The 26,269-nt window shown below is 72.7% G+C and carries 26 protein-coding genes; 5 read left to right on the top strand and 21 right to left on the bottom strand.

The genetic code is table 11. The features are described 5' to 3' along the window. Position 1: 1 nt before the first annotated feature. Positions 2-688, bottom strand: coding sequence for a hypothetical protein (locus ACZ7LK_RS08070; protein WP_469464683.1), 687 nt, complete (start codon positions 686-688; stop codon positions 2-4). 103 nt (positions 689-791) lie between these two features. Continuing rightward, on the bottom strand, positions 792-3,044 hold the full coding sequence (locus ACZ7LK_RS08065; RefSeq protein ID WP_471139022.1) for a Tox-REase-5 domain-containing protein: 2,253 nt from the start codon (positions 3,042-3,044) through the stop codon (positions 792-794). A 109-nt stretch (positions 3,045-3,153) separates the two neighbouring features. On the opposite strand from ACZ7LK_RS08065, the gene ACZ7LK_RS08060 reads away from it, so the two are divergent. Continuing rightward, entirely contained in the window at positions 3,154-3,768 is a 615-nt protein-coding gene (locus ACZ7LK_RS08060) for a hypothetical protein (protein WP_392272295.1), read from the top strand. A 90-nt stretch (positions 3,769-3,858) separates the two neighbouring features. Here ACZ7LK_RS08060 and ACZ7LK_RS08055 read toward each other — a convergent pair whose 3' ends face one another. The 14 genes from ACZ7LK_RS08055 to ACZ7LK_RS07990 all read right to left on the bottom strand — a co-directional run bounded on the left by ACZ7LK_RS08055 (position 3,859) and on the right by ACZ7LK_RS07990 (position 15,289). After that, positions 3,859-4,512, bottom strand: a complete 654-nt coding sequence (locus ACZ7LK_RS08055; RefSeq protein WP_392272296.1) for an OmpA family protein — start codon at positions 4,510-4,512, stop codon at positions 3,859-3,861. Beyond that, complete coding sequence (locus tag ACZ7LK_RS08050) at positions 4,512-5,114, bottom strand: hypothetical protein (protein WP_471139020.1); 603 nt, start codon at positions 5,112-5,114, stop codon at positions 4,512-4,514. The genes ACZ7LK_RS08055 and ACZ7LK_RS08050 overlap by 1 nt, the downstream gene beginning before the upstream one ends. Before the next feature lie 29 nt (positions 5,115-5,143). After that, the gene (locus ACZ7LK_RS08045) at positions 5,144-5,710 is read right to left on the bottom strand and encodes a pilus assembly protein TadG-related protein (RefSeq protein WP_471139018.1); all 567 of its coding nucleotides are present in this window, start codon (positions 5,708-5,710) and stop codon (positions 5,144-5,146) included. A gap of 8 nt (positions 5,711-5,718) precedes the next feature. Continuing rightward, positions 5,719-5,955, bottom strand: a complete 237-nt coding sequence (locus ACZ7LK_RS08040; protein ID WP_471139015.1) for a hypothetical protein — start codon at positions 5,953-5,955, stop codon at positions 5,719-5,721. 113 nt (positions 5,956-6,068) lie between these two features. Beyond that, positions 6,069-6,797, bottom strand: a complete 729-nt coding sequence (locus ACZ7LK_RS08035; protein ID WP_471139013.1) for a response regulator — start codon at positions 6,795-6,797, stop codon at positions 6,069-6,071. Continuing rightward, a complete protein-coding gene (locus ACZ7LK_RS08030; RefSeq protein ID WP_471139010.1) occupies positions 6,776-8,137 on the bottom strand; it encodes a sensor histidine kinase in 1,362 nt (453 codons plus the stop codon). Before ACZ7LK_RS08030 ends, ACZ7LK_RS08035 begins: the two co-directional genes overlap by 22 nt. Positions 8,138-8,151: 14 nt before the next feature. After that, positions 8,152-9,039, bottom strand: coding sequence for a DUF5936 domain-containing protein (locus ACZ7LK_RS08025; RefSeq protein WP_392272301.1), 888 nt, complete (start codon positions 9,037-9,039; stop codon positions 8,152-8,154). 21 nt (positions 9,040-9,060) lie between these two features. Next, positions 9,061-9,999 carry a type II secretion system F family protein gene (locus ACZ7LK_RS08020; protein WP_469464689.1) on the bottom strand — a complete coding sequence of 313 codons (939 nt, stop codon included), beginning with the start codon at positions 9,997-9,999 and terminating at the stop codon, positions 9,061-9,063. A 125-nt stretch (positions 10,000-10,124) separates the two neighbouring features. Continuing rightward, positions 10,125-11,468 carry a CpaF family protein gene (locus tag ACZ7LK_RS08015; RefSeq protein ID WP_392272303.1) on the bottom strand — a complete coding sequence of 448 codons (1,344 nt, stop codon included), beginning with the start codon at positions 11,466-11,468 and terminating at the stop codon, positions 10,125-10,127. A gap of 15 nt (positions 11,469-11,483) precedes the next feature. Continuing rightward, complete coding sequence (locus tag ACZ7LK_RS08010) at positions 11,484-11,864, bottom strand: TadE family protein (RefSeq protein ID WP_392272304.1); 381 nt, start codon at positions 11,862-11,864, stop codon at positions 11,484-11,486. Further along, complete coding sequence (locus tag ACZ7LK_RS08005; protein WP_392272305.1) at positions 11,861-12,223, bottom strand: TadE family protein; 363 nt, start codon at positions 12,221-12,223, stop codon at positions 11,861-11,863. Before ACZ7LK_RS08005 ends, ACZ7LK_RS08010 begins: the two co-directional genes overlap by 4 nt. A 28-nt stretch (positions 12,224-12,251) precedes the next feature. Further along, the gene (locus tag ACZ7LK_RS08000) at positions 12,252-13,505 is read right to left on the bottom strand and encodes a CpaE/TadZ family protein (RefSeq protein WP_392272306.1); all 1,254 of its coding nucleotides are present in this window, start codon (positions 13,503-13,505) and stop codon (positions 12,252-12,254) included. A 7-nt stretch (positions 13,506-13,512) separates the two neighbouring features. Further along, positions 13,513-14,235 (bottom strand): Flp pilus assembly protein CpaB, encoded by a 723-nt coding sequence (gene cpaB / locus ACZ7LK_RS07995; RefSeq protein ID WP_392272307.1) that lies wholly within the window; start codon positions 14,233-14,235, stop codon positions 13,513-13,515. A 211-nt stretch (positions 14,236-14,446) separates the two neighbouring features. Further along, the gene (locus ACZ7LK_RS07990; protein ID WP_471139005.1) at positions 14,447-15,289 is read right to left on the bottom strand and encodes a hypothetical protein; all 843 of its coding nucleotides are present in this window, start codon (positions 15,287-15,289) and stop codon (positions 14,447-14,449) included. A 317-nt stretch (positions 15,290-15,606) separates the two neighbouring features. Between ACZ7LK_RS07990 and ACZ7LK_RS07985 the strand changes: the two genes are divergently transcribed. After that, positions 15,607-17,325 carry a chitinase gene (locus ACZ7LK_RS07985; protein ID WP_471139003.1) on the top strand — a complete coding sequence of 573 codons (1,719 nt, stop codon included), beginning with the start codon at positions 15,607-15,609 and terminating at the stop codon, positions 17,323-17,325. A gap of 3 nt (positions 17,326-17,328) precedes the next feature. On the opposite strand, the gene ACZ7LK_RS07980 is transcribed toward ACZ7LK_RS07985, so the two are convergent. Next, complete coding sequence (locus ACZ7LK_RS07980; RefSeq protein ID WP_392272310.1) at positions 17,329-17,859, bottom strand: hypothetical protein; 531 nt, start codon at positions 17,857-17,859, stop codon at positions 17,329-17,331. Positions 17,860-17,904: 45 nt separating this feature from the next. Beyond that, positions 17,905-19,197 (bottom strand): Nramp family divalent metal transporter, encoded by a 1,293-nt coding sequence (locus ACZ7LK_RS07975; protein WP_471138999.1) that lies wholly within the window; start codon positions 19,195-19,197, stop codon positions 17,905-17,907. A gap of 177 nt (positions 19,198-19,374) precedes the next feature. Here ACZ7LK_RS07975 and ACZ7LK_RS07970 point away from each other — a divergent pair, with 177 nt between their 5' ends. Next, positions 19,375-20,712 carry a M14 family metallopeptidase gene (locus ACZ7LK_RS07970; protein WP_392272312.1) on the top strand — a complete coding sequence of 446 codons (1,338 nt, stop codon included), beginning with the start codon at positions 19,375-19,377 and terminating at the stop codon, positions 20,710-20,712. A gap of 89 nt (positions 20,713-20,801) precedes the next feature. Here the strand turns inward: ACZ7LK_RS07970 and ACZ7LK_RS07965 are convergent, their stop codons facing one another. The 3 genes from ACZ7LK_RS07965 to ACZ7LK_RS07955 are packed head-to-tail and all read right to left on the bottom strand — an operon-like array spanning position 20,802 to position 22,935. Then, on the bottom strand, positions 20,802-21,206 hold the full coding sequence (locus ACZ7LK_RS07965; protein WP_392272313.1) for a RidA family protein: 405 nt from the start codon (positions 21,204-21,206) through the stop codon (positions 20,802-20,804). After that, the gene (locus ACZ7LK_RS07960) at positions 21,203-21,967 is read right to left on the bottom strand and encodes an IclR family transcriptional regulator (RefSeq protein WP_392272314.1); all 765 of its coding nucleotides are present in this window, start codon (positions 21,965-21,967) and stop codon (positions 21,203-21,205) included. The genes ACZ7LK_RS07965 and ACZ7LK_RS07960 overlap by 4 nt, the downstream gene beginning before the upstream one ends. After that, positions 21,964-22,935, bottom strand: a complete 972-nt coding sequence (locus ACZ7LK_RS07955; protein WP_471139567.1) for a sugar kinase — start codon at positions 22,933-22,935, stop codon at positions 21,964-21,966. Before ACZ7LK_RS07955 ends, ACZ7LK_RS07960 begins: the two co-directional genes overlap by 4 nt. Positions 22,936-23,094: 159 nt before the next feature. Here ACZ7LK_RS07955 and ACZ7LK_RS07950 point away from each other — a divergent pair, with 159 nt between their 5' ends. Beyond that, the gene (locus ACZ7LK_RS07950) at positions 23,095-24,375 is read left to right on the top strand and encodes an alanine racemase (RefSeq protein WP_471138996.1); all 1,281 of its coding nucleotides are present in this window, start codon (positions 23,095-23,097) and stop codon (positions 24,373-24,375) included. Between the two features lie 11 nt (positions 24,376-24,386). After that, on the top strand, positions 24,387-25,976 hold the full coding sequence (locus ACZ7LK_RS07945) for an N-acyl-D-amino-acid deacylase family protein (protein WP_471138994.1): 1,590 nt from the start codon (positions 24,387-24,389) through the stop codon (positions 25,974-25,976). The last annotated feature ends 293 nt before the right edge of the window (positions 25,977-26,269 follow it).

Genomic DNA, 26,269 nt, shown 5'->3' with positions numbered 1-26,269 from the left:
TTCACAGCTTGGCCCTGTCCATGGGCCGGGGCAGCGCCTCCAGGGCGCCGGTGGCGCGCACGTCCCGGTTGACGGCGACGAGGTCGTCGACGGACGTGACGCTTCCGGACAGGTCCAGCAGCAGGCCGCCGTTCCCGGCCGGCTCCGCCGTTCCCGGCAGGCCCCCGGGTGGTGCGAGGAGCGCGGCACGCCCCGCGGACAGGTAGGCCGCCCAGCCGACGCACGCCTGGCCGGGCTCGCGCCCGTCGTCCTCCAGGGCGAGCTGGAGTTCCGTCTCCGTCACCTCGCCCCAGTCGACGTCCCACGTCTCGGCGAGGGCGCGGAGGATGGCGGCGTACGGGAGGGGCGGGTGGTCGTCCGGGGCGGTGACGGTGACCACCACGCTCATGGCGAGGTGGCCGGAGGACCCTCCCCCGGTGCCGCTGACGGTGACCCCTACCGGCTGCGCGGCGGGCGTCGACAGCGCCATGGCGTACCCCTTGCGGTCCGACCAGTCGTCACCGGCGTTGCGTTCCCGGAGGTGTGCGGCGAGGGCGTCGGGGCCGGTCGCGTCCCCGATCGGCTCCCAGCCGCCGAAGACGGCCGGGTCGGTCTCGCGCAGCCGCGCGAGGAACGTGCTCCAGCGGACCGCCAGCTCCTGTTCCGACTCGGGCCTGGGCCCCCAGAAGCCCCGTACGACGCGCCTCATGATCCGTCCTCCTCCGTGGTGGCCCCCCTCTTCCGCATCGGCATCCCTATCCGTATCCGTCTCCCGATCCGCATCCTAGGGACCGGTCCCGGCGGACGGGCCGTCACCCGCCGGGACGCATCGGGCCCGAGAGGGGGCGCTGCTGCGGTGTGTGGACCACCTTGACCGGCAGGTCCTCGTCGAGGAACGCCAGCCGGGCCGCCCGGGCGACCAGCGGGTCCGAGAAGTGCCATTCGACGGTACGGCCCCCGGCCGCGGCCACCTGGCCCCGCGCCTCCTCCAGGAACCTCGCCTTCCCGGACTCCGTGAGCCGCGCCACCGGCTTCCCGTCCTTCCGTGCCAGGTAGCCGGTGTAGCCGAGCTTCGCCTCCAGGAACGTCTGCCGGCCGGCGTCCCAGCCGTCGAACTCGACCGGGCGCCTGCCCGCCTCGGGGTGCGGTACGACGTACTCCTTGCCGCGCACGCTGCCGCTGATCTGCTCCTGGTAGCGCAGCCACGCCTCGTTGGCCCAGGTCGGTTCGGGGTTGCGGTCGCGGCTGCGCCAGGCGCCGTTCCCCTGGTCGGCGTCCCCGAGCACCGGGTCGTCGAGACCGGCGGCCCACTCCGGCGGGCCGTAGTTGCGCGGGTCGTTCCGGTCGCCGGGCGTGGGCGGCGGCCACTCCTTGGGCCCGTTCCTCTTCTTCCCGGCGTCCTGCGCGGCCCGTTCGGCCGCGTCCGCGTCGCGGTCGGCCTGCCGGGCGGCCTCCGTCCTCGCCGGGTCGTCGCCCTCGCCGCACGGCTCGGCGAGCAGCCGTACGGGGACGGTGGCGCGGCGCGGGCCGGCGGCGAGGAGTGCGGTGCCCGTGCCGGGGGTGCCGGGGGTGTCGGCGATGCCGGGGATGCCGGCGGTCGTGCCGGTGGTGCCGGCGGTCGTGCCGGGGACGTCGCTGCCGGGGGTCCCGGCGGAGTACGGGACACGGGGGCGGCCACCCCGGCTGAACGTGCAGCCCGTGAGGCCCGCCTCCTCCGCGGCCTCGTCGGCATGCCGGCGCGCCTCGCGGGCGGCCGCCTCCGCGGCGTCGACGTCCCCGGCCGCGGCGGCCTTGCGGGCCTTGGCAGCCGCCTCGGACGCCTTGCGGGCCAGGTCCCCGACGACCCCCAGCTTGCCGAGCTTGCCCAGTTTGCCGAGCTTCCCGACGAGCTTGGCCTCGCCGTAGCCGGGGATGAACAGGGACCCCACGTTCCACAGCACGGTGCCGGCGGCCTGCCCTTGATCGCCGCGGCCCCACATGTTCCGGACGTCGTCCCCGAGGAACACGTCGTCGAGGACCGTCACTCCCGTCCCCAGGGACGCCCCGCCCCAGTCGAGGACGGCACCCAGGTGGTCGCCCTCCGCCCACTTGGCGGCCGCGTCCCCGGTGTCCTTCAGCCACTGCTCGCCGAGTCCCCTGCCGTACTCCTTGATGCCCTCCCAGGCCTTGACCGGGTGGAGGACCGTGTCGAACGTGCCGGTGACGTCCCCCCAGAGACCGTCCTTGGCCACGCCCTCGACGAAACCGCCGACCTGGTGCGCGCCGCAGGAGAGGAAGGCCCCGATCCCGGAGGTGCAGCTCTCACCGTCGTTCCCGCCCTCGCTGCCGGCCCCGTCCGCGTTCACGTCCCCCGGGCCGGGCCTGCTCCCGGCCTCGACGCCGGACTCCCCGGCCCCGGAGCCCTCGGTCCCGGACCCCTCGGTCCCCGAGCCCTCGCCGCCGCCCGCCTCGCAGCCGGCGCCGACGACCGCGCACACCGCCGTCCGCAGGCCACCGGCGACCTGAGCCCCGACCCCGGAGACCACCAGCGCCCCCACGATCGCCGCGACGATCAGCACGAGCCCGACGTACTCGGTGGTCGTCTGCCCGCCCTCGGTACGCCAGGTGAGCATCCGGGCCCACCGGAACGGCCGGTGCGCCGCACGCTCCCGGACCGGCAGCAGGAACCAGGAACGCGACGGGCCCCGGCACAGCAGGACGGTGACGAGGACGGGGACGACCAGTTGCGGTACGCCCCGGCCGTCGCCGTCCGCGAGGTTGCCCAGGGCGCCGGCGATGAACCAGCCCTGGACGGCGAGCAGCCCGCGCCGTACCCACACCCCGCCCGTCCGCACCCGCCGGCCGGCCAGGAACCCGGCCGTACCGGGCAGGGCCCCGTACAGCACCCAGCCGATCAGCTCACCGTCCACGCCGTCCAGCGACGCGGCCAGCAGGAGCACCCCGAGGGCGCCGAGCACCGTGACCGCGAACACGGCCCAAACCAGGGCCAGTACGAGCACCAGCGCCCGTGGCATCGGCCGCCGGGGCGGCACAACTCCCTCACAGCTTGCTCCGGTCGCGGCCATGGACCGACGCTAGGGTGATCCCCCGCCCCAGGTCTTGGGCCCCAGGGCCCAACATGACCGGTCGGGGTGACGGAACGGAAGCACCATGCAACGGGGAAGTGAGCAAGACATGCGTACGTGGACTCGCGCCGTGCCGGCGACGGTGGGCGCCCTGGCACTGGCGTTGGCCCTGTCCGGCTGCAACGGCGGGAAGAAGGGGTCCGGTTCGGGGTCGGGTTCGGGGTCGGGTTCGGCCGCGTCCAGCCCGGCGGAGGACGGCAAGCGGACCTTCCGGCTGGGTGAGGCGAGCCCGGAGAAGGAAAGCGACATGAAGGCGTCCTCGGGCGCCAAGTACACGGTCACGCCGACCAAGGCGCAGACCGGTACCAAGGCCGACATGGCCAACTCCGGCCTGAAGGACGACGGGAAGGACGGCCCGCGGATACCCGTCTACGTGTGGTCGACGCTCACGCACAAGAGCGGTAAGCCCATGCAGGTCGGCGACATGGACGACGACCTGGTCGTCCGGACCGACAAGGGCGTCCGCACCCGGGCCCTGCTGGTCCTGATGGGTGACGCCACGTGGCCCGACTGCCCGCCGACGGACGACGACAAGACGCTGAAGGCCGGCCAGTCGGAGAAGATCTGCACCGCGTTCCTCATCCCGGAGGGCCAGAAGGCCGCCGCGGTGGAACTCACCCAGGGCTTCTACAAGGAGCCGCTGGAGTGGCCGGTCAAGAACTGACCTACCGGTCGTCCGACGGCCGTCGGCCACCGGCCGGGGAGGTGATCTCCCGTCCCCGGCCGGCGGACGGCACGTCGGCACACCCGCCCTTCAGCCGCGCGGGAAGGAGACCTCCACGCGCCGGTTCTTCTTGCGGCCCTCCTCGCTGCTGTTGTCCGCGATCGGGTACTGCTCGCCGTAGCCCCGGATCTCGTACGTGATCCCGCCGGAGGCGAGGAGCGGGGCCAGCACCGTGTGCACCGCGTCCGCACGCTGCTTGGACAGCACGTCGCCGTGGGCGGAGGAGCCGAGGTTGTCGGTGAACCCGAAGATCCGCACCTTGGTGGCGTTCTGCTTCTTGATCTCCTCGGCGATGGCCGCGATACGGGAGTGGGCCTCGGGCGTCAGCTTGGCGCTGTCCTTGCCGAACAGGACCTCGGCCTGGAGCGCGAACTTCAGGTTCGTGCTCGTCTCCTCGCGCCGCTCCTCGCCGCCCTCGGACTCGACGATCGAGATCAGCGGCAGCACCTTCGCCGCCGCGAGCGTCGCCCCGTCCCGCATCTTCAGGTTCGGCGAGTTCCCGTCCACCTCGGGCGGCGGCAGGGTCGACTCGGTCCCCGGCGGCGTACTCGGAATGTCGTCGGCCCACGCCCCGGAAGCCCCGGTGAGCTGCGCTCCGGCGAACAACACCACAGCGGCCACCACGGCGGCGGCCGGCCGGCGGCGTACGGGGGTCCTGCGTGTGCAGGGGGTGGTGGTGCGCATCAGGAGAGCTCGATCGTTGCGCTGGGCATGAGTGGAATCTGGATGTCCACTTGGGACACGTTCGCCGGAGGTGCGGGGAACTGAGCGAAGACGGCAACCGACTCCCCGGCTTTGACGCTGGTGATGCCGGTCGTGGTAAGTGGGTACCCCTCGGTGTCGCGCAGGACGTAGTAGCGCTTCTTCTCACTCTTCTCGACGAGCGTGACGCCCGCGAACGAGGGCCCGGTACGGGTGACGTTGACTTCCGTGCCGCTCCATTGGGACTTCGCGATCAGCAGTTTGGACGTGGTGTTCTTGAGCGAGCCGGAAACCGTGAGGAAACCGCCTTCGTCCCGAACCGCGCTGTGCACAATGAACTGGAATCCGTCGGCGCCGTTGATAGTGGCCAGCGTCTTGCTGGTGTCCGGCACCGTGGGCCCGCTGTCCACTTCGGTCGGCTGTTGCGTGGGAACGGAGCTGGCGCTGCCTGCCTTGCCGGGTTCCTTCCCCCCGTCGTCGGCCCCTCCCCCATCGCCGCCACAGGCCGACAGGAGCACGGCCAGTGCCGCGGCGGCTCCTCCGGCCGCCGCTCTGCGCGCTGTCATGCCGTACCGAATACTCATGAGTGCCATTCCTTTGCGTTCCTTCGCGGTCAGTCCTCGGCGAGCCGGACTTCGAAGAGGTCGGACATGTCCGGGAGATCAGTCGGGTCCAGGTCCAGGACGTCACCCTCGCAGTTCAGCGACCCCGGGGACGGCGAATCGCCGTCCTCGGAGGGGTCGAAGCTGCACCGGGGCACGACGATCGCCGTGGCCGTCGCTTCGGCGGTCAGGTCGTCGGTGCCGGGAAGAATCGTGTCCCCGACCGGCTTCTGTGACCGCACGTTCACCGTCGCCCCCCAACGGCCATCGGCCAGAGGCGCGCAAGCCTCGACATTCGCCCCGTTCTGTCCGGCGTAGGAGTGGCTGGCACCGCACCCGTCGAGCGTGGGGATCAACTCGCCGTCCAGCAGGTCACCGAGGTCATCGAGGGTGAGCTCGAAGGTGTCCCGCTGCTCCCGTGCCGCCGCGAGCGCTGCGGCGTCTGCTGCGGATTGGGTGCCGTTCCGCGTCGCCCCCGCCTGACCCACCGCGAAGAACGCGAGCGCGAGAAAGAGCAGGCTCGCCACTACGAAGATGTAGAGGGGCGAGGCCTGCCCTGACTCGCGCGCTGCGCGCACTACTGCCGTCAGCCGCCACCGACGATCTTGGTGATCTGCGTGACGAGGCCATTGGCGATGGCGGCCCCGGCACCCGACCCCACCACCGCCGCGATGATCACGCCCACCAGGATGATGATCCCGACGTACTCCACCGCCCCCTGGCCCCGGTCGCCGCGGCGTTTGAGGGCGGTGGCGGTGGTGTTGGCCCAGGTGCCCACGTACACCTTGGCCTTGGTCGTGGCCTTGAGCATGGGGTTCGGCATGAGGGTCTCCTCCGGGCTCGTACAGGTCGTTGGGGCGAACGTACGGCGGGGGGAGTGGGGTGGGCATGGGCCTGGGGGCCCAAGTGGGGGCCCAAACGCGGGGACGGGGGCGGTCAGCCATGGGTGGGTCCCCCCTGGGAGTGGGACAGGCCGTGCCAGATGGCGATGGCCTGGCCCCGGTTGTCGGCGTTGAGCTTGGCGAAGATGCGGTTGATGTGGTTCTTGACCGTCTTCTGGCTGATGAAGCACGTGGCGGCGATCTGCTGATTGGTCATGCCCGACGCGATCAGGTCCATCACCTCCACCTCCCGTTGGCTCAGTAATGAATGTGCCACACCCGCTTGCTGCTGCGAAGGCGTTTCGTCAAATCCCGTACGTACGAACGGAGGCGCCGAGGGCATCGACGTTGCAGGAGCATACTGCGCCCGCACCGTCGCCAGCAGGGCTCCCGAGGCCGTGTGGGTGAAGTGCGCCCGGCCCAGGCGGGCGTCGCGGACCGCGTCGACGAGCTGGTCGGCGGTGAACTCGCCGTGGACGAGGTAGCCGCACGCGCCGAGGCGGAGGGCCTCGTGGACGATGTCGCTCTCGCGGCTGTAGGTGGTCATCAGGACCGGGGCGAGCCGGACCAGGTGGGGCAGGGCCGTGATGCCGTCGACGCCGGGCATGCGGACGTCGAGGAGGATGACGTCCGGGCGGTGGCGGACGGCGGCCTCGTAGGCCTCGCGGCCGTCCGCGGCCTGGGCGGCGACCTCGATGTCCTCGCGGCCGGACAGCAGGACGGCCAGGCCCGCCCGGACGACGGGGTTGTCGTCGGCGACGATCACTCGCAGGTGCTCATGCATGGTGGTGCGCCCTCCTTTTCCAGTGCCCGTACCGGCAGTTCCAGGCGGACCTCCGTGCCCTTGGCCGCCCCGCCCCGGCCGATGCGGATGCGGGCGCCTATCGACGCGGCGCGCTCGACCATGCCGACGAGGCCGAAGTGGCCGGCCCGCTTCAGGGCGTCGAGCGTCGTGCCGGCGGGGAGGCCGCGGCCGTCGTCGTGGACGCTCAGGACCAGTACGTCGCCGGTCACGCCCGACGTCACCTCGATGACCGTGGGCATCCCGTGCCGGTGGGCGTTGTCCATGGCCTCCGAGGCGACGGCCAGGAGCTGGCGGGCCACCGCGTGCGGGACGCGCGGCGCCGGCGGGCCGTCCAGGGGGCGGTACGCGGCGCGGACGCCCTGCCGGCGGGCGAAGTCCGCGGTGCGGGCGGCCAGCTCGGCGGTGAGGTCCACGCCCCCGTCGAGGCCCGTCTCCCTCCGCAGGTCGGCCAGCAGTTCCCGGGACTCGGCGGCGGCGCGGCGGGCCGAGCGGGCGACGAGTTCGGCCTGGAGCCGGACGGTGGCCGGGTCCCGGTGGCCGGCGCCGGCGGCCAGTCCGTCGGCCGCGAGGGCCAGTCCATGCAGGGTCTTGGCGACCGAGTCGTGCATCTCCCGGGCCAGCCGTGCCCGTTCCGCCTCCACGGCGCCGTTGACGGCGAGGCGGGCCCGCGCCTCGGTGAGTGCCTGGCTCGCGGTGCCGAAGTCGAGGACGAGGCCCCGGAGCGTCGACCCGGCCGCCCCGACGATCACGCACAGGCCGGGGAACAGCAGGGAGGAGGGTTCCACCGCCACCTCCCTGTTCACGCCGTACGACAGGAGCAGCAGCAGCGACTGGAGCACGGCGAAGAACGCGGCGCCGCGCCAGCCGTAGAGCAGCCCGGCGAGCAGCGGCGTGCAGATGGTGACGTACGCGAGGGTCGACTCGGGGGACGCGGTGGCCAGCAGCAGCGCGCCGAACAGCGTGTCGCCCGCCAGGACGACGGGGTGGCGCAGCAGGACGCGGCCGAACCGCTCCCAGTCGCGCAGCACGACGTACGAGACCATGAAGGTGATGAGGACGGCGGCGCCGACGAGCCAGGTGCCGACGCCCGGCGCGGCGCCGTCGAGGGCGAACGGGGACGCCAGGACGATCATCGCCATGCGGAAGCCGAACACCTGGCGGCACAGCGCCTGGAGGGCGTTGATCTGGAGCGGGAGGGAAGGCTCCCGCACCCGCCCGGACGGCGGCTCCGGCCCGGACAGCGGCTCCCGCCCGGACAGCGACTCCCGCCCGGACGGCGGCTCCGGCCCGGACGGCGGCTCCGGCTCGTTCACGCGCATCCTGTCACCCGCCCCTAGCCACCGATGATGTCCGCGAAGTCGACGCCGGATCCGTAGTAGAAGCTCAGGGCGATCAGGATCATGGTGGCGGGCAGCATCACCATCGTCACGACGAGCGTGGTCTTGGGTACGGCCTTGGCGGCGGTGCGGCGGGCGTTCTGCGCGTCCGTGCGCCGCATGTCGTTGGCGATCTGGATGAGGGTGTCGACGATCGGCGCGCCCAGCTCCTCGCCCTGCTGAAGGGCGGTGACGAACATGGAGACCTGCTCGGAGGCGTTGCGCTTGCGCAGTTGGTCGAAGGCGTCGCGGCGGCTGACGCCCATGTCCATCTGGCGCAGGGTGATGCGCAGTTCGTCGGCCCAGGGCCCGGAGTACTTCTCGGCGACGCGCTCCAGGGCCTGGCGGAAGCCGAGGCCGGCGGAGACGACGACGGCGAGCACGTCGAGGAAGTCCGGCAGGGTGCGCTCGATGTCGTCCTTGCGGCGCCGGATGGCGAGCCGGAGCAGGACGTCGGTCCAGGTCAGCCCGTACACCAGGATGACCACGGCGACGACGGTCTGGCCGCGCGCCAGCATGGCGAGGGCGGCGAGGACGCCGAGGGTGCCGTAGACGGCGCGGCGCGCGGCGTACCGGTCGACGGTCATGCCGCCGGGGTTGCCGGCCATGTCGAGGCGGCGGCGCAGCGCGTCGACGCGCTTGGGGCCCATCATCCCGAGCACGGCGGGGGCCCAGCGCATGCCGAGCCGGTCGATGCCGGAGCCGACGGCGGTGGTGCGGGTGGCGCCGACCTCGAGGGCGAGGACGAGGTCGCCGGGGAGCTTGGCGTCGGCCCGGTACATGCGGACGCCGTGGAAGACGCCGTACACGGACAGGCCGATGACGGCCGCGTACAACAGGCCCACGTCTCCTCCTTTCGTGTGCGGTCAGACCCGGATGCGGGAGAGGCGGCGGATGAGGACGAAGCCGGCGGTGTACAGGCCGAAGGCGAGGACGGAGCCGATCTGGCCGACGGCGGATCCGGTCATCCTGTCGAGGGCGCCGGGGGCCATGCCGTTGATCATCAGCAGGAAGCCGAGGCCCAGCAGGGGCAGGGCGAAAGCGGTCACCTTGACCTGGGAGAGCAGGGTGATGACTTCGCGGCGGGTCTCCTTGCGCTCCTCCAGGGTGCTGGTGAGGTTGCGCAGCGAGGTGACGACCTGGCCGCCGGCGCGGTTGGACAGGACGAGGGTGGAGACGAGGACGACCAGTTCGCGGGAGGGCAGGCGGTCGGCGAGGTCGCCGAGCGCGTCGTCGAGGCTGTGGCCGACGGCGAGCTGGTCGGCGACCTTGCGGAGCTCCTCGCCGGCCGGGTCGTCGAGCTCCTCGGCGGCCATGGCGATGGCGGTACGGAGCGCCAGGCCGGCCTGGGTGGCGTTGGCGAGGACGCGGGTGAGCTCGGGGAGCTGGTTGATGAACGCCTCGGTGCGCTTCTGGCGCTGCCAGTTGAGGAACGCGGCGGCGCCCCACAGTCCGGCGAGCGCGCCGAGGACGCCGAAGAACGGGGCGAAGACGGCGCCGATGGTGAAGTGGATCCCGAGCAGGGCGGCCACCGCGTACACGGCGTACTCGCCGGGTGTGACGTCCAGGCCGGTGGCGGCGATCCCGCGGTCGAGGCGACGGCCCAGTCGCGTGGTGCGCAGGCGCCGGTCGACGCGGACGAAGCGGCGGCGCCGGCCGGGGAGGGCGATCTGTCCCGTCTGGGTCATCCGGGCGACGAGGGCCTGGCGCTGTGCCTTGCCGGACGCGTAGACGTGCACGCCGACGACGCCCAGCACGCAGGCGAGGAGCGTGACGCCGAGCGTCAGGAGCGGAAGGTTGTCCATGGGGTCCATCGGTCCAGTCGGGGGCGGGGACGGGGCGGCAGGGGGTGGTCGAGGCGGGCGGGGGCGGCAGGAGCGGTCGGGGTGGACAGGGGCGGGCAGGGCGGTCCGGGGCCGGTGGGGCGCGGTCAGCCGGTCGTGGCGCGGCGGAGGGCGAGCTGGTCGTCGGTGTGGGCCACGCCGAACGCGGCCGGTATGGCCTCGCTCTTCAGGTAGAGGCGTTCGGCGACCCGGCGCGGGAGCGGGAAGTACTCGAACCGGCCGTACACCCTTCCGTCGGCGGCCATCGGCTGGGCGGCGAAGCGGCAGACGGTCGCGATCCGGTACTCCTCGCGGCCGTGGGAGTCGACGACGGCGATCTCGGTGATCTTGCGGGCGCCGTCCGCGTGCCGGGTGAGCTGGACGATGACGTCGACCGCGCTGTTGATCTGGTCCTTGATGGCGACGAACGGGACCTCGACCTCCGACATGGAGCCGAGGGTCTGGAGGCGCATCAGCGCGTCCTCGGCGCTGTTGGCGTGGACGGTGGCGAGGGAGCCGTCGTGGCCGGTGGACATGGCCTGGAGCATGTCGAGCGTCTCGCCGCCGCGGACCTCGCCGACGATGATCCGGTCGGGGCGCATGCGCAGCGAGTTGCGGACGAGGTCGCGGATGGTGACCCGGCCCTTGCCCTCGACGTTGGGCGGCCGCGCTTCGAGGGTGATGACGTGGGACTGCTGGAGCTGGAGTTCGGCGGAGTCCTCGATGGTGACGATGCGCTCGCCCTCGGGGATGAGGCCGGACAGCGCGTTGAGGAGGGTGGTCTTGCCCGTGCCGGTGGCGCCGGAGACGATCACGTTGAACTTGGCGCGCACCAGCCCGGCGAGCAGCATCACCATGTGCTCGTCGAGCGATCCGAGGGCCACCATCTCCTGGAGCGTGAAGGCGCGGGGGAAGCGGCGGATGGTGAGGACGGGGCCGGAGAGGGACAGCGGCGGGATGACGACGTTGACGCGTTCGCCCGACGGGAGGCGGGCGTCGACCATGGGGTTGGACTCGTCGACACGGCGGTTGACGGTGGAGACGATCCGCTCGATGGTCTGCATGAGCTGCTCGGTGGAGGAGAACCGCATCGGCAGCTTCTCCAGGCGGCCGCGCCGCTCGACGAAGACCTGCTCGGGGCCGTTGACCATGATCTCGCTGATGGAGGCGTCCTCCAGGAGCGGTTCCAGGATGCCCAGCCCGAGGGCCTCGTCGACGACCCGCCGGATGAGCTGGGAGCGCTCGGTGGAGGACAGGACGGGGCCCTCGCGGCTGATGATGTGGCCGAGCACCCGTTCCAGGCGGGCGCGGCGCTCGGCGGCCGCCAGGGCGGACATCTCCGCGAGGTCGATCTCCTCCAGGAGCTTGACGCGGTAGACGCCGACGAGGTGGTTGTCCTCGCCCTTGCCGTTGGCCGGTTCGGGAGTGGTGATGCGCGCCCGCAAGCTCATGTCGTTCTCTTCTCCTCAGTCGGTGGCGGGCGTGGTGACGGGCATGGTCGTGGACCTCCGCGCGCTGGGGAGGGTGAAGAGGGGGATGACGGAGGGGATGGGGACGGTCGCGGTGGCGGTGACCTGGTCGCCGCCACCGCCGACGGTGACGTCCGCGCCGAGCCACGCGCTGGTGGCGTCCTGTCCCGCGCCCGGCGCGTCCGCCGCCGGGTCCTGCGACGCCACCCGCGCGGCCGCCCTCGACGCCGTGCCCGCCTGCTGCACGGCGTACGCGACGAAGCCGAGCTGGACGGCGGCCAGGGCGGCGATCAGCAGCACGGTGACCCAGCCGACGAACTCGACGGCGGACTGGCCGGCGTCCCTGGAGCGGCGCCCCGGGCCCGCGTACGCGCTCATCCGTCGCCCTCCCTCGCCACCGCCGCCCTGCCCTTCACCGGTACGGGGACGTCGAACCCCGGGAACAGCACGGGCACGTTCACGCTCACCGAGGCCGTGTAGAGGTCCCCGGCGCCGCCGCAGTCCGCCGCGACCGTCCACGCCCCCGACACGCTGTCCTGCGCCGCCGCCGCGCACGCGCCGGCGCCGCCCACGGTCCCGGCCCGGGCCGCCTCGTCCGCGGCGTTGCCGGCCAGGGACCAGGCGTACCCGACGAGCGCGGCCTGCCAGAGCAGGACGATCGTGCCGAGCACCACCGGGACCATGCCGGTGAACTCGACCGCGACCTGACCTCGGTCACCTGCGTAACGGCGTTCCATGTCCCACTCCGCCCCCTGATCCGACCCGCTACTTGCCGCGTGACCGCCGGAGGCCCACCGACCCCCGGTCGCCGCGGAGCTTCCCCTGCCTGCCTTCCCCTTCCGGTGCCTTGACGATCCCCAGTTCGCCGGCCAGTGCCCACAGCGCCCGCTTGACGGACGACTTGGCCTCCAGGTCCTGCATCCGGCCGGCGTCGACGACCGACTGGAGTTCCCGGAAGTTGGCGGGTACGGCGGTCCTCGCCACCCGGGTGCCGGTGATCTTCTCGACGAGCGGCGGCTGGATCTCGCTGTTGCGGATGTGCCGGTTGACCACCGTCACCGTCTCCTCGGCCTTGCGGATCTGGAGCCGGTCCCACATCCGTACCGTCCGCCTGGCGGCGCGCACGGCCACCACGTCGGGCGTGACGAGCAGCAGCGTGGTGTCGGCCATCTCGATGGCGGCGGCGTTGGCGCCGGTGAGCTGGGTGCCGCAGTCGATGACGACCACCTCGTAGCGGTTGCGCAGCGCGCTGACGATCTGGCGCACCGACCGGTCGGTGACGTCCTCGCCCCGCTCCCCCTCCCCCGGCGCCAGCAGCAGGGCGATGCCGGACTGGTGGGCGTACAGGGCGTCCTGGAGCACCCGGGGAGATATGTCCTGAATGGCCGCGAGGTCCACGACGGACCGCCGGAACTGCACGTCCAGGTAGGAGGCGACGTCCCCGGACTGGAGGTCCAGGTCGGCCAGCGCGACGCTCAGGCCGGAGGCCCGGGCGGCGAGGGCGAGCTGCACCGCGGTGAGGGTGGTGCCCACCCCGCCCTTGGCGCCGCTCACCGTGACGACCCGGCCGCCCGGTCCGGTGAACACGTCGCCGGCACCGGCGTGCCCGAGGTGGCGCCGGACCCCCACGGACCAGGCGGCCGCGGACTGGACGCGCTGGACGAGTTCCTCGTACGACAGCGGCATGCCGACCAGCCCGCGGGCGCCGGAGTCCATGGCGGCGGAGTAGAGGCCGGGACCGGTGTCCGCGGTGATGAGGACGACGCCCACCGCCGGGAAGCGGAGGGCCACTTCCCGGATGAGTTCGAGCGCCGGGACGGGCCCGATCCTTTCGTGGACCAGCACGACCTCGGGCAGTTCGTCCAGGGACTCGGCGGCGAGGCGCGCGAGGGTGTCGATCAGCGAGGTCGAGTCGCCGACCGGGGCAGCCGGTTCGGAGTCGGGGAGCTGGCCGAGGAGGGTGGTGATGGATCGGGCGGCGTCGGCGTCCCCGACGGCCGGGAGGATGCGTGTGGTCATCCGGCCCTCACTTGTTCTTGTCTTCGTCGAGCGTGTAGCTGCCCTCGCCGGGCCGGAGGACGGTGGGGCTGTTCCTGGGCAGCAGCGCCAGCCGTACGTGCTCGGCGAACGACTCGGCGTAGGCCACGCGCTGGGCGTCGGTGGTGCTGAGCGCGAAGGTGATCGGCACCGCCTCGCGGATGCCGACGCCCCGGTTGTCGTCCCGCTTCCCGTCGAGCGGGGTGAGCTTGCCGACGTCGAGGACGCGGGCGTTGGCGACGATGACGCGGGACTCGGCGACGGCGCCCTTCTCCCGGTTGTCGTCGTCGAAGGTGGCGAAGATGTTCACCAGGGACCCGGCGGTGATCTTCCCGGCCACCCCGGTGGCCGCGTCGATCATGATGGCGATCTCCTGCTGGCCGCTCTCCAGCGCGGGCCGTCTGGCGATCATGTCCTCCTGGAGCAGCGAGCCCTTCTTGAGGTCCGTGACGGCGATCCTGTCCTTGACGAGGGAGAGGTCGGTGACGGCGTTACCGGAGAGCCAGCGCTCGGGCATCCTTATCCTCCGGAACTGGCCCGGCTGGAGCGGCGAATAGGCCGCCACGTCGGCTTTCAGTTCGTACGCGTCGACTTCCGGGCCGACCTTGGAATTCACGTCGCTGATCACCGTGACCACACCGGCGAACGCGCCGAAGGCGCACAGGATGGAGAGGAGCAGCAGGATGACACCGCGGCGCTGACGGGAATTCATGGGCGGGGCGACCTCGTGGGAAGACATAGGCGTGGGACCGTGCGGGGACGCGGGCGCGGGGCCCTTCCCGGAGGCGGCCGGGCGGCCGGGCGCGGGCGCGGGGCGGCGGCCTGGAGCGGACCGGGAGCCCTTCCCGGACACGGCCCGGCGGCCGGGAGCGGACGGGCGGCCGGGCGCGGACGGGCGGCCGGGCGCGCGGTCGGAGGGGTGCTCATGCCGTGCCCCGGCTGTGCTCGGGCGGCACGAGCGGGGCGGAGCAGAATCCGCAGCGGTCCCCTATGAGGTCCGTTCCGCACCAGGAGCAGACCTCCCGCCGCACGGACGCGACGAGCTGGTAGAGGACCGAGACGTCGGGGAGGAAGGCGGCGAATTCGACGAGCTTCGCCGTCCCCCACCAGGCCGCCGACTCGGCGGGCAGCGGGCATTCCGCGACGCCCTGGACGTGCCAGTCGGGGGCGAGGGACTCGGTGACCCAGTCGGACGCGAGCTGGCCCCGGGCCAGCATCAGGTGGGTGGCGAAGGCGGGGCCGGCGAGCTGGTCGCCGGTGCCCGGTTTGACGAGCTGGGGCGCCGGATTGGCCAGGACGCCGAACTGGGATCCGGGTAACCAGGACGTGGCGTGCGACGTGAGGCCGACGGGGACGCGGTCGAGCCGGGCGACGGAGTTGAGCAGGGCGCCCGCGTAGATGTAGTGGGCCAGCAGCCGGGCGGCCGAGGCGATGACACCGGCGCTGAAGTCGCAGACGGAGAGCTGGCGGAGCTGGCGTACGAGGACGGCGACGCCGAGCGGCGGGAGGTCCACCTCCAGCAGCGCGATGCGGTCGCTCTCCAGGACGGAGCGGACGGTGTGCAGCCGGCGCCGGTGGCGGGCGGGGAGGGAGGCGGGGTAGAGGGCGATGACGTAGCCGTGCTGCTCGACCATGACCTGCATGTCGGCGACGGCGGCGTCCAGCGGCTGCGCGTCGGGGGACGGCAGCAGGGCCGCTGTGGGGGTCTGGTGGTCGGTCGGTGGCAACACCAGATCGGCGCTGGTGACGGCAATTGCGGTCGGCACGCTGTTCCCCGTTCGGCTCCGGCCGCCGGCGACTTCCGGCGAGCCGCAGACACCTGCTCTGCCTGCTCCTCCACGCTCACTCCTGCCCGCACTTTAGCCACGTCTCAGGGGGCAGAGAACAGCTTTCCGACCGCTCGGTAGCGAAGCGTGGCCGACCCCCGGGTGACCAATCAGGACGAAGGCGTCAGTGGTTAACTCCCGTTTCTTTCCACAGGCCTTGACAAGTCGATTGGTCTGGACCAGTTTTACGGAAAACAGCGGTGGCCACCGTTCCCCAGCACCTCCCTCGACTCCCCACTCCCCCACGGAGGCAGCACGTGGACCCCTCGCACCGCGACCGCGCCCGCAGACGTCATGACCGCCTGCTCGGTGGAGGCCTGGCCCTGGCCCTGGGCGCCGGGCTGGCCCTGACCGGAGCGGCGGCCGGCACCGCGTACGCCGCCGACGTCAACGTCGCCAGGAACGCCGGCTTCGAGTCCGGTCTCGCCGACTGGACCTGTTCGGCCGGCAGCGGCGCCACCGTCTCCTCACCCGTGCACGGCGGCACCGCCGCGCTGAAGGCGACGCCCGGCGGGCAGGACAACGCCCGGTGCGCGCAGACCGTGGCGGTCCGGCCCAACTCCACGTACACGCTCAGCGCCTGGGTGCAGGGCGGGTACGCGTACCTCGGCGCGACCGGCACCGGGACGACCGACGTCTCGACCTGGACGCCCGACTCGGCCGGCTGGAAGCAGCTCACCACCCGCTTCACCACCGGCGCCGCCACCACGTCCGTGACCGTCTACACGCACGGCTGGTACGGGCAGGCCGCCTACCACGTCGACGACGTCTCGGTCTTCGGGCCCGACGGCGGGGGCGGCGGCGACCCCGACCCGGTGGTGCCCGCCCCGCCCGCCGGGCTCACCGCCGGCGCCGTGACCTCGTCGTCCGTCGCGCTGAGCTGGAGCCCCGTCTCCGGCGCCACCGGCTACCACGTCTACCGGGACGGCACCAAGGTCCAGTCGGTGACCGGGACGTCGGCGACCGTGACCGGTCTGGCGGCGAACACCTCGTACGGCTTCCAGGTCAGCGCGAGCAACGCGGCCGGCGAGTCGGCGAAGTCCACGGCGGTCACCGCCCGGACCTCCACCACCGGGCCGAACCCCGTCCCGGCCGTGCCGAAGCACGCGCTGACCGGCTACTGGCAGAACTTCGACAACGGCGCCGCCGTGCAGAAGCTGCGGGACGTGCAGGCGCAGTACGACATCATCGCCGTGTCGTTCGCCGACTCGACCGCCACGCCCGGCCAGATCACCTTCACCCTCGACCCGGGCGTCGGCTACGCCTCGGTCGCCGACTTCAAGGCCGACATCGCAGCGAAGAAGGCCGCCGGCAAGTCCGTGATCATCTCGGTGGGGGGTGAGAAGGGCAACGTCACCATCAACAGCGACGCGTCGGCTACGGCCTTCGCGAACAGCGCCTACGCCCTGATGCAGGAGTACGGCTTCAGCGGGGTCGACATCGACCTGGAGCACGGCATCAACTCCACGTACCTGACCAAGGCGCTGCGCCAGCTTTCGGCGAAGGCCGGGCCCGGTCTGGTGCTGACCATGGCGCCGCAGACCATCGACATGCAGAGCACCGGGACGGAGTACTTCAAGACGGCCCTCGCCGTGAAGGACATCCTCACCGTGGTCAACATGCAGTACTACAACAGCGGGTCCATGCTCGGCTGCGACGGCAAGGTCTACTCGCAGGGGTCGGTCGACTTCCTCACGGCCCTGGCCTGCACCCAGCTGGAGGGCGGCCTGGACGCCTCCCAGGTCGGGCTCGGGGTGCCCGCCTCACCGCGCGGCGCCGGCAGCGGCTACGTCGACCCGCAGGTCGTGCGGAACGCGCTGGACTGCCTGACGCGCGGCACCGGCTGCGGCACCTTCAAGCCGTCGAAGACCTACCCGGCGCTGCGAGGCGCCATGACCTGGTCGACCAACTGGGACGCCACGGCCGGCAACGCCTGGTCGAACGCGGTGGGACCGCACGTCCACGCCCTGCCGTAGCACTCAGCCGAGCGGCGGCCGGTTCGCCAGGTAGTGGTGCAGCACGGGGCCCAGTTCCGCCAGCCACTGGTGGAGCTGGGCCTTGCGGCGCGCGTCGACCCGGCACTCGTAGAGCATGCCGCCGGGGTGGGCGACGGCCACCATGAGAACCGCCCCGCCATGCGGGGAGGGCGCGTGGTGCACGGTGGCGACGGCGGACCACGGGAAGTCCAGGGTGTGGCCGTTGATCTCCAGCGACACCCCGGTCGGGTCCACGATCACCGAGTTGCGCCGGTCGTGCGCCACGAACTCCGGCCCGTCGCCGGGCGGCGGCGGACCGTGGGGAGCGGGGGCCGGGGCGCCGTACGGACCCTGCGCCGGGGCGCCGTACGGACCCGGGTACGGAACGGGGGCGGGAGCGCCGTGAGGGGCCTGCGCCGGAGCGCCGTACGGACCCTGCGCCGGGTACGGGGCGGGGCCGCCGGGCGGGACGGGCGGGGGGCCGTACGGCGGCGGTATCGGGACCGGCGGGCCGAAACCCGGGGGCGTCGTCATGCCCCCAGTATGGCCAACCGGCCCCGCCGGCCCCACGTCAGGGCGTCACCAGGGCAGCTCGCGCACCTGCTGCACGCACAGCACCAGGAACAGCACGCCGGCCGCCGCCAGGACACCGTTGCTCAGCATCCCGTTGCGCCACGCGCGGGGCGTGCGGGAGGAGTTGAGGAGCCACACCAGCGTCAGGGCGAGGAACGGCATGAAGAAGGCGCCGATCACGCCGTACACGATGACCAGGCCGAACGGCTGGTCCAGGAACAGCAGGCTCATCGGCGGGAACGTCAGCCACAGCAGGTACGCCCGGAACGGCAGCGACTTCTCCCGGGCGCCCGAGGCCACCTCCTCGCCGGTGGTGGTGCCCCGGGCGCGGAAGTGGGCGACGAAGTCGGCGAACATCAGGCTGACGCCGTGCCAGACACCGATGAGGGAGGTGATGGAGGTGGCGAAGAAGCCCACCAGGAACAGCTTCGACGTGACGGTCCCGTACTGGTCCGCCAGGACGTCACCGAGGTCCAGCAGCCCCTTGTCGCCCTTGGCGAGCGCCACGCCGGCGGAGTGCAGCAGTTCGGCGCCGACGAAGAGCATGGCGACGACGAAGATCCCGGTGGTGACGTAGGCGACGCGGTTGTCCAGCCGCATCACCCGCATCCACGAGGTGTCGGTCCAGCCCTTGGCGTTGACCCAGTAGCCGTACGCGGCGAGCGTGATCGTGCCGCCGACGCCGCCGATCAGGCCGAGGGTGTAGATCAGCGAGCCGTCCGGCAGGACGGGCGCGAGGCCGGCGACCGCGTCCCCCAGGTGCGGGGTCACCCGGACGGCCAAATACACGGTGACGACGAACATCACGCCGACCAGCAGGGTCATGACCTTCTCGAACACGGCGTACCGGTTGAACCAGACGAACACCAGCCCGCCCACCCCGCACAGGACCGCCCACCACTTCAGGTCCATGACGCCGGGGAAGAGCGCCTGGAGCGGCAGGGCGCTGGAGGACATGGCGGCCGCGCCGTACACGAAGCCCCAGACGGCGACGTAGCCCGCGAAGTAGACGGTCGTCCAGGTGCCGAGGCTGCGCCAGCCGTCGAAGAGGGTGCGTCCGGTGGCCAGGTGCCAGCGGCCGGCGGCCTCGGCGAGCGAGATCTTGACGAGGCAGCCGGCGACGGCCGCCCACAGGAGGGTGTAGCCGAACTTGCTGCCCGCGATGAGCGTGGCGACGAGGTCGCCGGCGCCGACGCCCGTCGCGGCCACGACGATGCCCGGGCCGATGTGGCGCCAGCTCGCCGTGCGGAGCGGAGGCTCCGTCCCCTCGGTCTCTCCCTGCCGCGCCGTGTCTGCCATGCGTGGACCGCCTTCCGTTCACCCGACGTCACGTCACCAAAGCGCGGGGCACGTGATCGCGCAAGGGGGCGCGGCCGTGGCAGGGTGGCCGGAGGTGGTCTTGACGCGGTCATGCCACGGGCCCACGATGCGACGCACGGGGAGACCCGCCCCGTACCCCCCACCGCAGGAGTGACCATGCGCATGCGCATACGCGGCAGAAGGTCCGCCACCCTCACGGCCCTCCTGGCGCTCGCCGTCGCGGCGCCGTTCGCCGCCACCGCGACCGCACCGCCCACCCGGCTGCCCGCCGCCTCCGCCGCCACCGCCGAGGAGGTCGTCCGGCAGTACGCGATCCACGGCCCGTCCACCCCCGCCGAGCGCACCGCCCTGCTCGCCACCGGCGTCTCGATCGACGAGGCCGGCGACCACGAGGTCGTCGTCAGCGCCAACGCCGCCCAGGCGCGCGCCCTGCGGGCCCTCGGCCACCGGCTGGAGGCGCTGCCCGCCCCGCCCGACCGGACCGGCGGCAAGGCCGTCGGCGCCATGGACTTCCCCTCGGCCGACGCCCGGTACCACAACTACGCCGAGATGAACGCGGAGATCTCCCAGCGGCTCCAGCAGTACCCGAACATCATGAGCCGCCGCGTGATCGGCAAGTCGTACCAGGGCCGCGACATCGTCGCCATCAAGATCAGCGACAACGTGGCCACGGACGAGAACGAGCCGGAGATCCTCTTCACCCACCACCAGCACGCCCGCGAGCACCTCACGGTCGAGATGGCGCTGTACCTGCTGCGCGAGTTCGGCGCCGGATACGGCTCCGACCCCCGCGTCACCAGCGCCGTGAACAACCGCGAGATCTGGATCGTGCCGGACCTCAACCCGGACGGCGGCGAGTACGACATCGCCTCCGGCTCCTACCGGAGCTGGCGCAAGAACCGCCAGCCCAACTCCGGCTCGTCCTACGTCGGAACGGACATGAACCGCAACTGGAACTTCAAGTGGGGCTGCTGCGGCGGCTCCTCCGGCTCCACCGGCTCCGAGACCTACCGCGGCCCGGCCGCCGAGTCCGCGCCCGAGGTGAAGGTCGTCTCCGACTTCGTCCGCTCCCGGGTCGTCGGCGGCAAGCAGCAGATCACGGCGGGCATCGACTTCCACACGTACAGCGAGCTGGTGCTCTGGCCGTACGGCTACACCTACAGCGACACCGCCCCCGGGCTGACCCAGGACGACCGTGACGCGTTCGCCGCGGTCGGCCGCAAGATGGCCGCCAGCAACGGCTACACCCCCGAGCAGTCCAGCGACCTGTACATCACCGACGGGTCCATCGACGACTACCTGTGGGGCGCGCACAAGATCTTCGCCTACACCTTCGAGATGTACCCGCGCTCCTCCTCCGGCGGCGGCTTCTACCCGCCCGACGAGGTGATCGAACGCGAGACCGCCCGCAACCGCGACGCGGTGCTCCAGCTCATCGAGAACGGCGACTGCATGTACCGGTCCATCGGCAAGGAACAGCAGTACTGCGCCTAGGGGTCCGGAAAGCATCGGCGTGCGGACGGTGCGGTGCGGCTCCCTCCGGGGCCGTACCGCGCCGGTACGCGTGGGGCGCCGCCCGGGGGTCAGCCCAGGACCGCCATGGCGTCGATCTCGATGAGCAGACCGGCGGGCAGGCCCACGTACACCGTCGTGCGGGCGGCGGGGGGCACGGTGAGGGAGGCGAAGTACGCGTCGTAGATCTCGTTCATCTCGGCGAAGTGCGCCGTGTCCGTGAGGTAGACGCGCAGCATCATGACGTCGTCCCAGCTCGCGCCGCCCGCCTCCAGGACCGCCTCGACGTTGGCGAGGGTCTGGAGGGTCTGCTCGCGCAGGGTGGGGCCGGCGGGGGTCGGGGCACGGCCCTCGGCGGCCGGGAGGAAGCCGACCTGGCCGGCGACCTGGAGGATGTTGCCCTTGCGGACGCCGTGGGAGAACCGGGCGGGCGGGGCCGTGTGGGTGGCGGGGGTGATCGCGGTCTTCTCGGTCATCGTCGCGCTTCCTCGGGTGGGGTGCTGCCGGAGTACTCCCGGCTGATGGCGTCGGCGGTGCGCCGCACCAGCGGGAGGAGGGTGAGGAGTTCCCCGGCCGTGACGACGACGTTGGGCGCGGACACCGACATGGCGGCGACGACCCGGCCGTCCGCGCCGCGGACCGGGGCCGCGACGCAGTTGATGGACTCCTCGTGGCCACCGAGGTCGGTGGCCCAGCCCTGTTCGCGCACGGTCGCGAGCTCCTTGAGGAACGCGGCGGCGTTCGGGACCGAACGGGGCGTGTACATGGGGTAGTCGAGCCGGGCGGCCAGCGCGCGCCGCTCGGGCTCGGGCAGGTCGGCCAGCAGCAGCTTCGCCACGGCGGCGACGGTGATGGCGACGGGCTTGCCGATGCGCGAGTACATGCGCACGGGGTAGCGGCTGTCGACCTTGTCGATGTAGAGCACCTCGCCCTCCTCGTACACGGCGAGGTGGACGGTGTGCCCGGTCTCCTCGTTGAGGGCGGCGAGGTGCGGGTGGGCGATCTCGCGGACGTCGAGGTTCTCGACGGCTTCCTGGGCGAGGGCGAAGAGCCGGGCGCCGAGGCGGTATCGCTGGTCCTCCTGGCGGTAGACCAGGCCGTGCTCGTGCAGGGTGCGCAGCAGCCGCAGGGCGGTGGACTTGTGCACGCCGAGCGCGTCGGCGACCTGCCCGAGGTCGGCGGGGCCGCGCGCGAGCAGCGGCAGGATGCTGAGCGCGCGGTCGACGGTCTGGCTCATGGCGTACGTACCTCCTGGTCCTCCCCGGTCCGCGTCCAGCCGGGGCCGAGGTGCAGTCTCCCCCAGGCGGTGTCGTCCAGGTCGGCGAGGCGGTCGGCGTGTGCCGGGGCGGGCGGGGTGCCGAGGTCGCCGGGGACGGTGAGCGCGGCCGCGGCCATGAGGTGCCCGTGCCGGAGGCGGTGCCGGACGGGCAGGCCCCGGAGGGTGGCGGAGAGGAACCCGGCGGCGAAGGCGTCGCCTGCGCCGACGGGCGCGACGACGTCCACCCGGGGGGCGGGCACGAAGGTCGCGGTGTCGCCGGTGTACGCCGTCGCGCCCCGCGCGCCGTGCTTGACCACCAGCACCGCCGGTTCCGGCAGCGCTTCCCGGACCGCGGCGGCGCCGGGGAGGCCCCACGCCGCCTCCGCCTCGTCCTCGCCGACGAAGACGAGGTCGGCGCCCCGCGCCAGGTCCCGCAGGACGGCGGGGTCGGCGCCGCGCCACAGCCCGGGGCGGTGATTGACGTCGAACGACACCAGGGGACGGCCCGGGCGGCGGGTGGTGAGGTCGCGCGTGAGGGCCAGGCACCCGGGGGACAGCGCGGCGGTGATGCCGGTGAGGTGCAGGACGCGGGCGCCGGCGAGGTCCTCGGGCGGGACGGTCCGCGGGGACATCGCCGAGGCGGCGGAGCCGGACCGGTAGTAGACGACCTCGTGGGCGTCGCCGGCCCGGTCGGTGGCGGTGCGGAAGTAGACACCGGTCGGGCGGTGGGGGTCGCGGCGTACGAAGCCGGTGTCGACGCCGTGGGCGGCGACGGCCTCGACCAGGTGGTCGCCGAAGCCGTCGGTGCCGACCCGGCTGACCCACCTGACCCGGTGGCCCGCCGAGGCCAGCGCGCAGGCCACGTTGGACTCCGCGCCCCCGATGGCGCGGGTGAAGGAGGGCACGTCGGCGAGGCGTCCGGGGCGGGAGGGCAGGAAGGTGACCATGGACTCGCCGAGACAGACGACGTCGGTTGCCGTCACGCTGGGGGCTCCTCACCGGGTCTCCCGGGACCCGTTGACCCGGCGTTGCGCCGGATGTTAGACACCAACGAGCAATATACGCAATGACGGTTGCAGGGAATGCAACAGATGGGGAGGGGTCGCATGGCCGCCGCACACCTCAGGGCCGAGGACCTCAGGGACGAGCGCGTCGATCACCGCTTCAAGGGCCTCCCCGTGGACGCCGAGGGCCTGACGGTCGGCGAGCTGGCGGCCCAGCGCCGCGACCTCTTCACCGGCGGCTTCACCACCCCCGTCCTCGCCCTGTCCGCCGAGGCGCTGGAGCACAACCTGGCGCTGCTGGAGACCTACGCCGAGCGGCACGGCCTGGCCTTCGCCCCGCACGGCAAGACCTCCATGGCACCGCAGCTCTTCGACCGGCAGGTCGCCCACGGCGCCTGGGGCATCACGGCGGCCGTGCCGCACCAGGCGCGGGTCTACCGGACGTTCGGCGTCCGTCGGATCTTCCTCGCCAACGAGCTCGTCGACGCCGCGGCGCTGCGCTGGGTCGCCGCCGAGCTGGAGCGGGACCCGGACTTCCGCTTCATCTGTTACGTCGACTCGGTGCGCGGCGTCGAGCTGATGGACCGGGCGCTGGAGGGCTGCGCCCGCCCCGTGGACGTCGTGGTGGAGCTCGGCGCGGGCGACGGCGCGCGCACCGGGGTGCGGACGGAGGCGGACTGCGATGCCGTGGCGGACGCGGTCGCCGCCACGAGCACGCTGCGGCTGGTGGGCGTCGCGGGCTACGAGGGCGAGGTGCCCGACGCGACGCCCGGCGCCGTCCGGGCCTGGCTGCTCCGGCTCACCGCCATCGCCGTCGCGTTCGACAAGGCGGGCAGGTTCGCGGCCGCTCCGGACGAGATCGTCGTCAGCGCGGGCGGCAGCGCCTGGTTCGACACGGTCGCGGAGGTGTTCGCGGAGCTGCCGCCGCTGTCCCGCCCGGTGCTGAAGCTGCTGCGATCGGGGGCGTACGTGTCCCACGACGACGGCCAGTACCGCGATCTCACCCCCTTCAACCGGGTTCCGGAGGAGGGCGCCCTGAAGCCCGCCTTCCGGCTGTGGTCCCAGGTGGTGTCCCGCCCGACGCCGGAGCAGGCATTCGTCAACGCGGGCAAGCGGGACGCCGCGTACGACCTCCACCTGCCCGAGGCGCAGGTCGTCCGCTCCGCGCGGGACGGGTCCTTCCGCCCGGCGGACGGCATCACGGTGAGCCGGCTGTCGGACCAGCACGCCTGGCTGGACACGGCGGCGGGCGCGCGCCTGGAGGTGGGCGACTGGGTCGGCATGGGCCTGTCGCACCCGTGCACCTCGTTCGACAAGTGGCAGCTCATCCCGGTGGTCGAGGCGGACGGCACGGTCGTCGACTTCGTCCGCACCTTCTTCTAGGGGCGTCCGCAATGGACCTCGTCGTACGGGACGTCCGCGTCGTCGACGGCACCGGTGGCCCCTCGTACCGCGCCGACGTCGGCGTCACCGGCGGCCGGATCACCGCGATCCGCCGCGAGGGGGAACCGGCGCCGTCCGGCCGGCGCGTCCTGGACGCGCACGGGCTGGTCCTCTCCCCCGGCTTCATCGACATGCACGCCCACAGCGACCTCGCGCTGCTCCGGGACCCGGACCACAGCGCCAAGGCCGCGCAGGGCGTGACCCTCGAAGTGCTGGGCCAGGACGGCCTGTCGTACGCGCCGGTCGACGACCGCACCCTGGACGAGGTCCGCCGGGCCGTCGCCGGCTGGAACGGCGGCGCGCCCGGGGACACGACCGTCGACTTCGACTGGCGGACCGTCGGCGAGTACCTGGACCGCCTGGACCGCAATTTCGGCGGCCGGGGCATCGCGGTCAACGCCGCCTACCTGGTCCCGCAGGGCACGGTCCGCGCGTACGTCATGGGCTGGGAGGACCGGCCGCCGACCGGCGCCGAACTGGACCGGATGAAGCGGCTGGTGGCCCAGGGCCTGGAGCAGGGCGCGGTGGGCATGTCGTCCGGCCTCACCTACACGCCCGGCATGTACGCCCGGGACGCCGAACTGACCGTGCTGTGCCGGGTGGTGGCCGCGTACGACGGCTACTACTGCCCGCACCACCGCAGTTACGGCGCGGGCGCCCTGGACGCCTACCGAGAGATGCTCGCCCTCACCCGCGACGCGGGCTGCGCGCTGCACTTGGCCCACGCCACCCTGAACTTCGGGGTGAACGAGGGCAGGGCGCCCGAGCTGCTCGCACTGCTGGACGAGGCGCTGGACGCCGGGGCCGACGTCTCGCTCGACACCTACCCGTACACGCCCGGCTGCACGACGCTGGTCGCGCTGCTGCCGAGCTGGGCGGGCGAGGGCGGCCCGGAGGCGGTCCTGGCCCGTCTGCGGGACGACGCGACCGCCGAGCGGATACGCCACCACCTGGAGGTGACCGGCTCGGACGGCTGCCACGGCGTCCCCGTCGACTGGGGCACCGTCGAGGTCTCCGGCGTCCGCGCCCCGGACCTCGCCGCCCACGTCGGCCGCCGGCTGGACGGCTGGGCCACCGCGCGGCGCCTGCTGCTCGACGACCGGCTCGGCACGACGGTCCTCCAGCACGTCGGCCACGAGAAGAACGTACGGGCCATCATGCGCCACCGCGTCCACACCGGCGGCTCGGACGGCATCCTCCAGGGCACCAAGCCGCACCCGCGCGCCTACGGCACCTTCCCCCACTACCTGGGGCGGTACGCGCGCGAGCTGGGCGTCCTGTCGCTGGAGGAGGCGGTCGCCCACCTCACCTCCCGCCCCGCCGCCCGGCTCCGCCTCCCCGACCGGGGCCTGGTCCGCGAGGGCTACCGCGCCGACCTGGTCCTCTTCGACCCGGACACGGTGGCGGCGGGCTCCACCTTCGACGCCCCGCGCACCCTCCCCCACGGCATCCCGCACGTCCTGGTCGACGGGCGTTTCGTGATCGAGGACGGCCGCCGCACGGACGTCCTGGCGGGCCGCGCCGTCCGGCGCACGGCTTAGGGGGCGTCCACAGCCGGCCCCGGGAGGACCCTTTCTCCGCAATCTTCCCGACAATCCTTTCAGTTGCTTCCGCGTGGTCGATTTGCCGGGGGTTGTCGCTCCGTTGGTCTGCTTATGTCGTCTATGGATCCACTTGCAGAAACGATGAGCGGTCAAGAGGTCGCCCGTACGGGAATCCCGGCCACTCGGATGGCTCAGACCCGGGACGTTTCACGCTCCCGTTAGCTGGGTTATGACAGCGACACTCACCGATGGTCACTCGTCCCGGCATACCGATGTCCCGTCATGGGCGA

It is taken from the genome of Streptomyces sp. NPDC039423, from assembly GCF_055598725.1.
The sequence above is the reverse complement of the archived record's forward strand: the minus strand, read 5'-3'. Positions and strand labels throughout refer to the sequence as shown.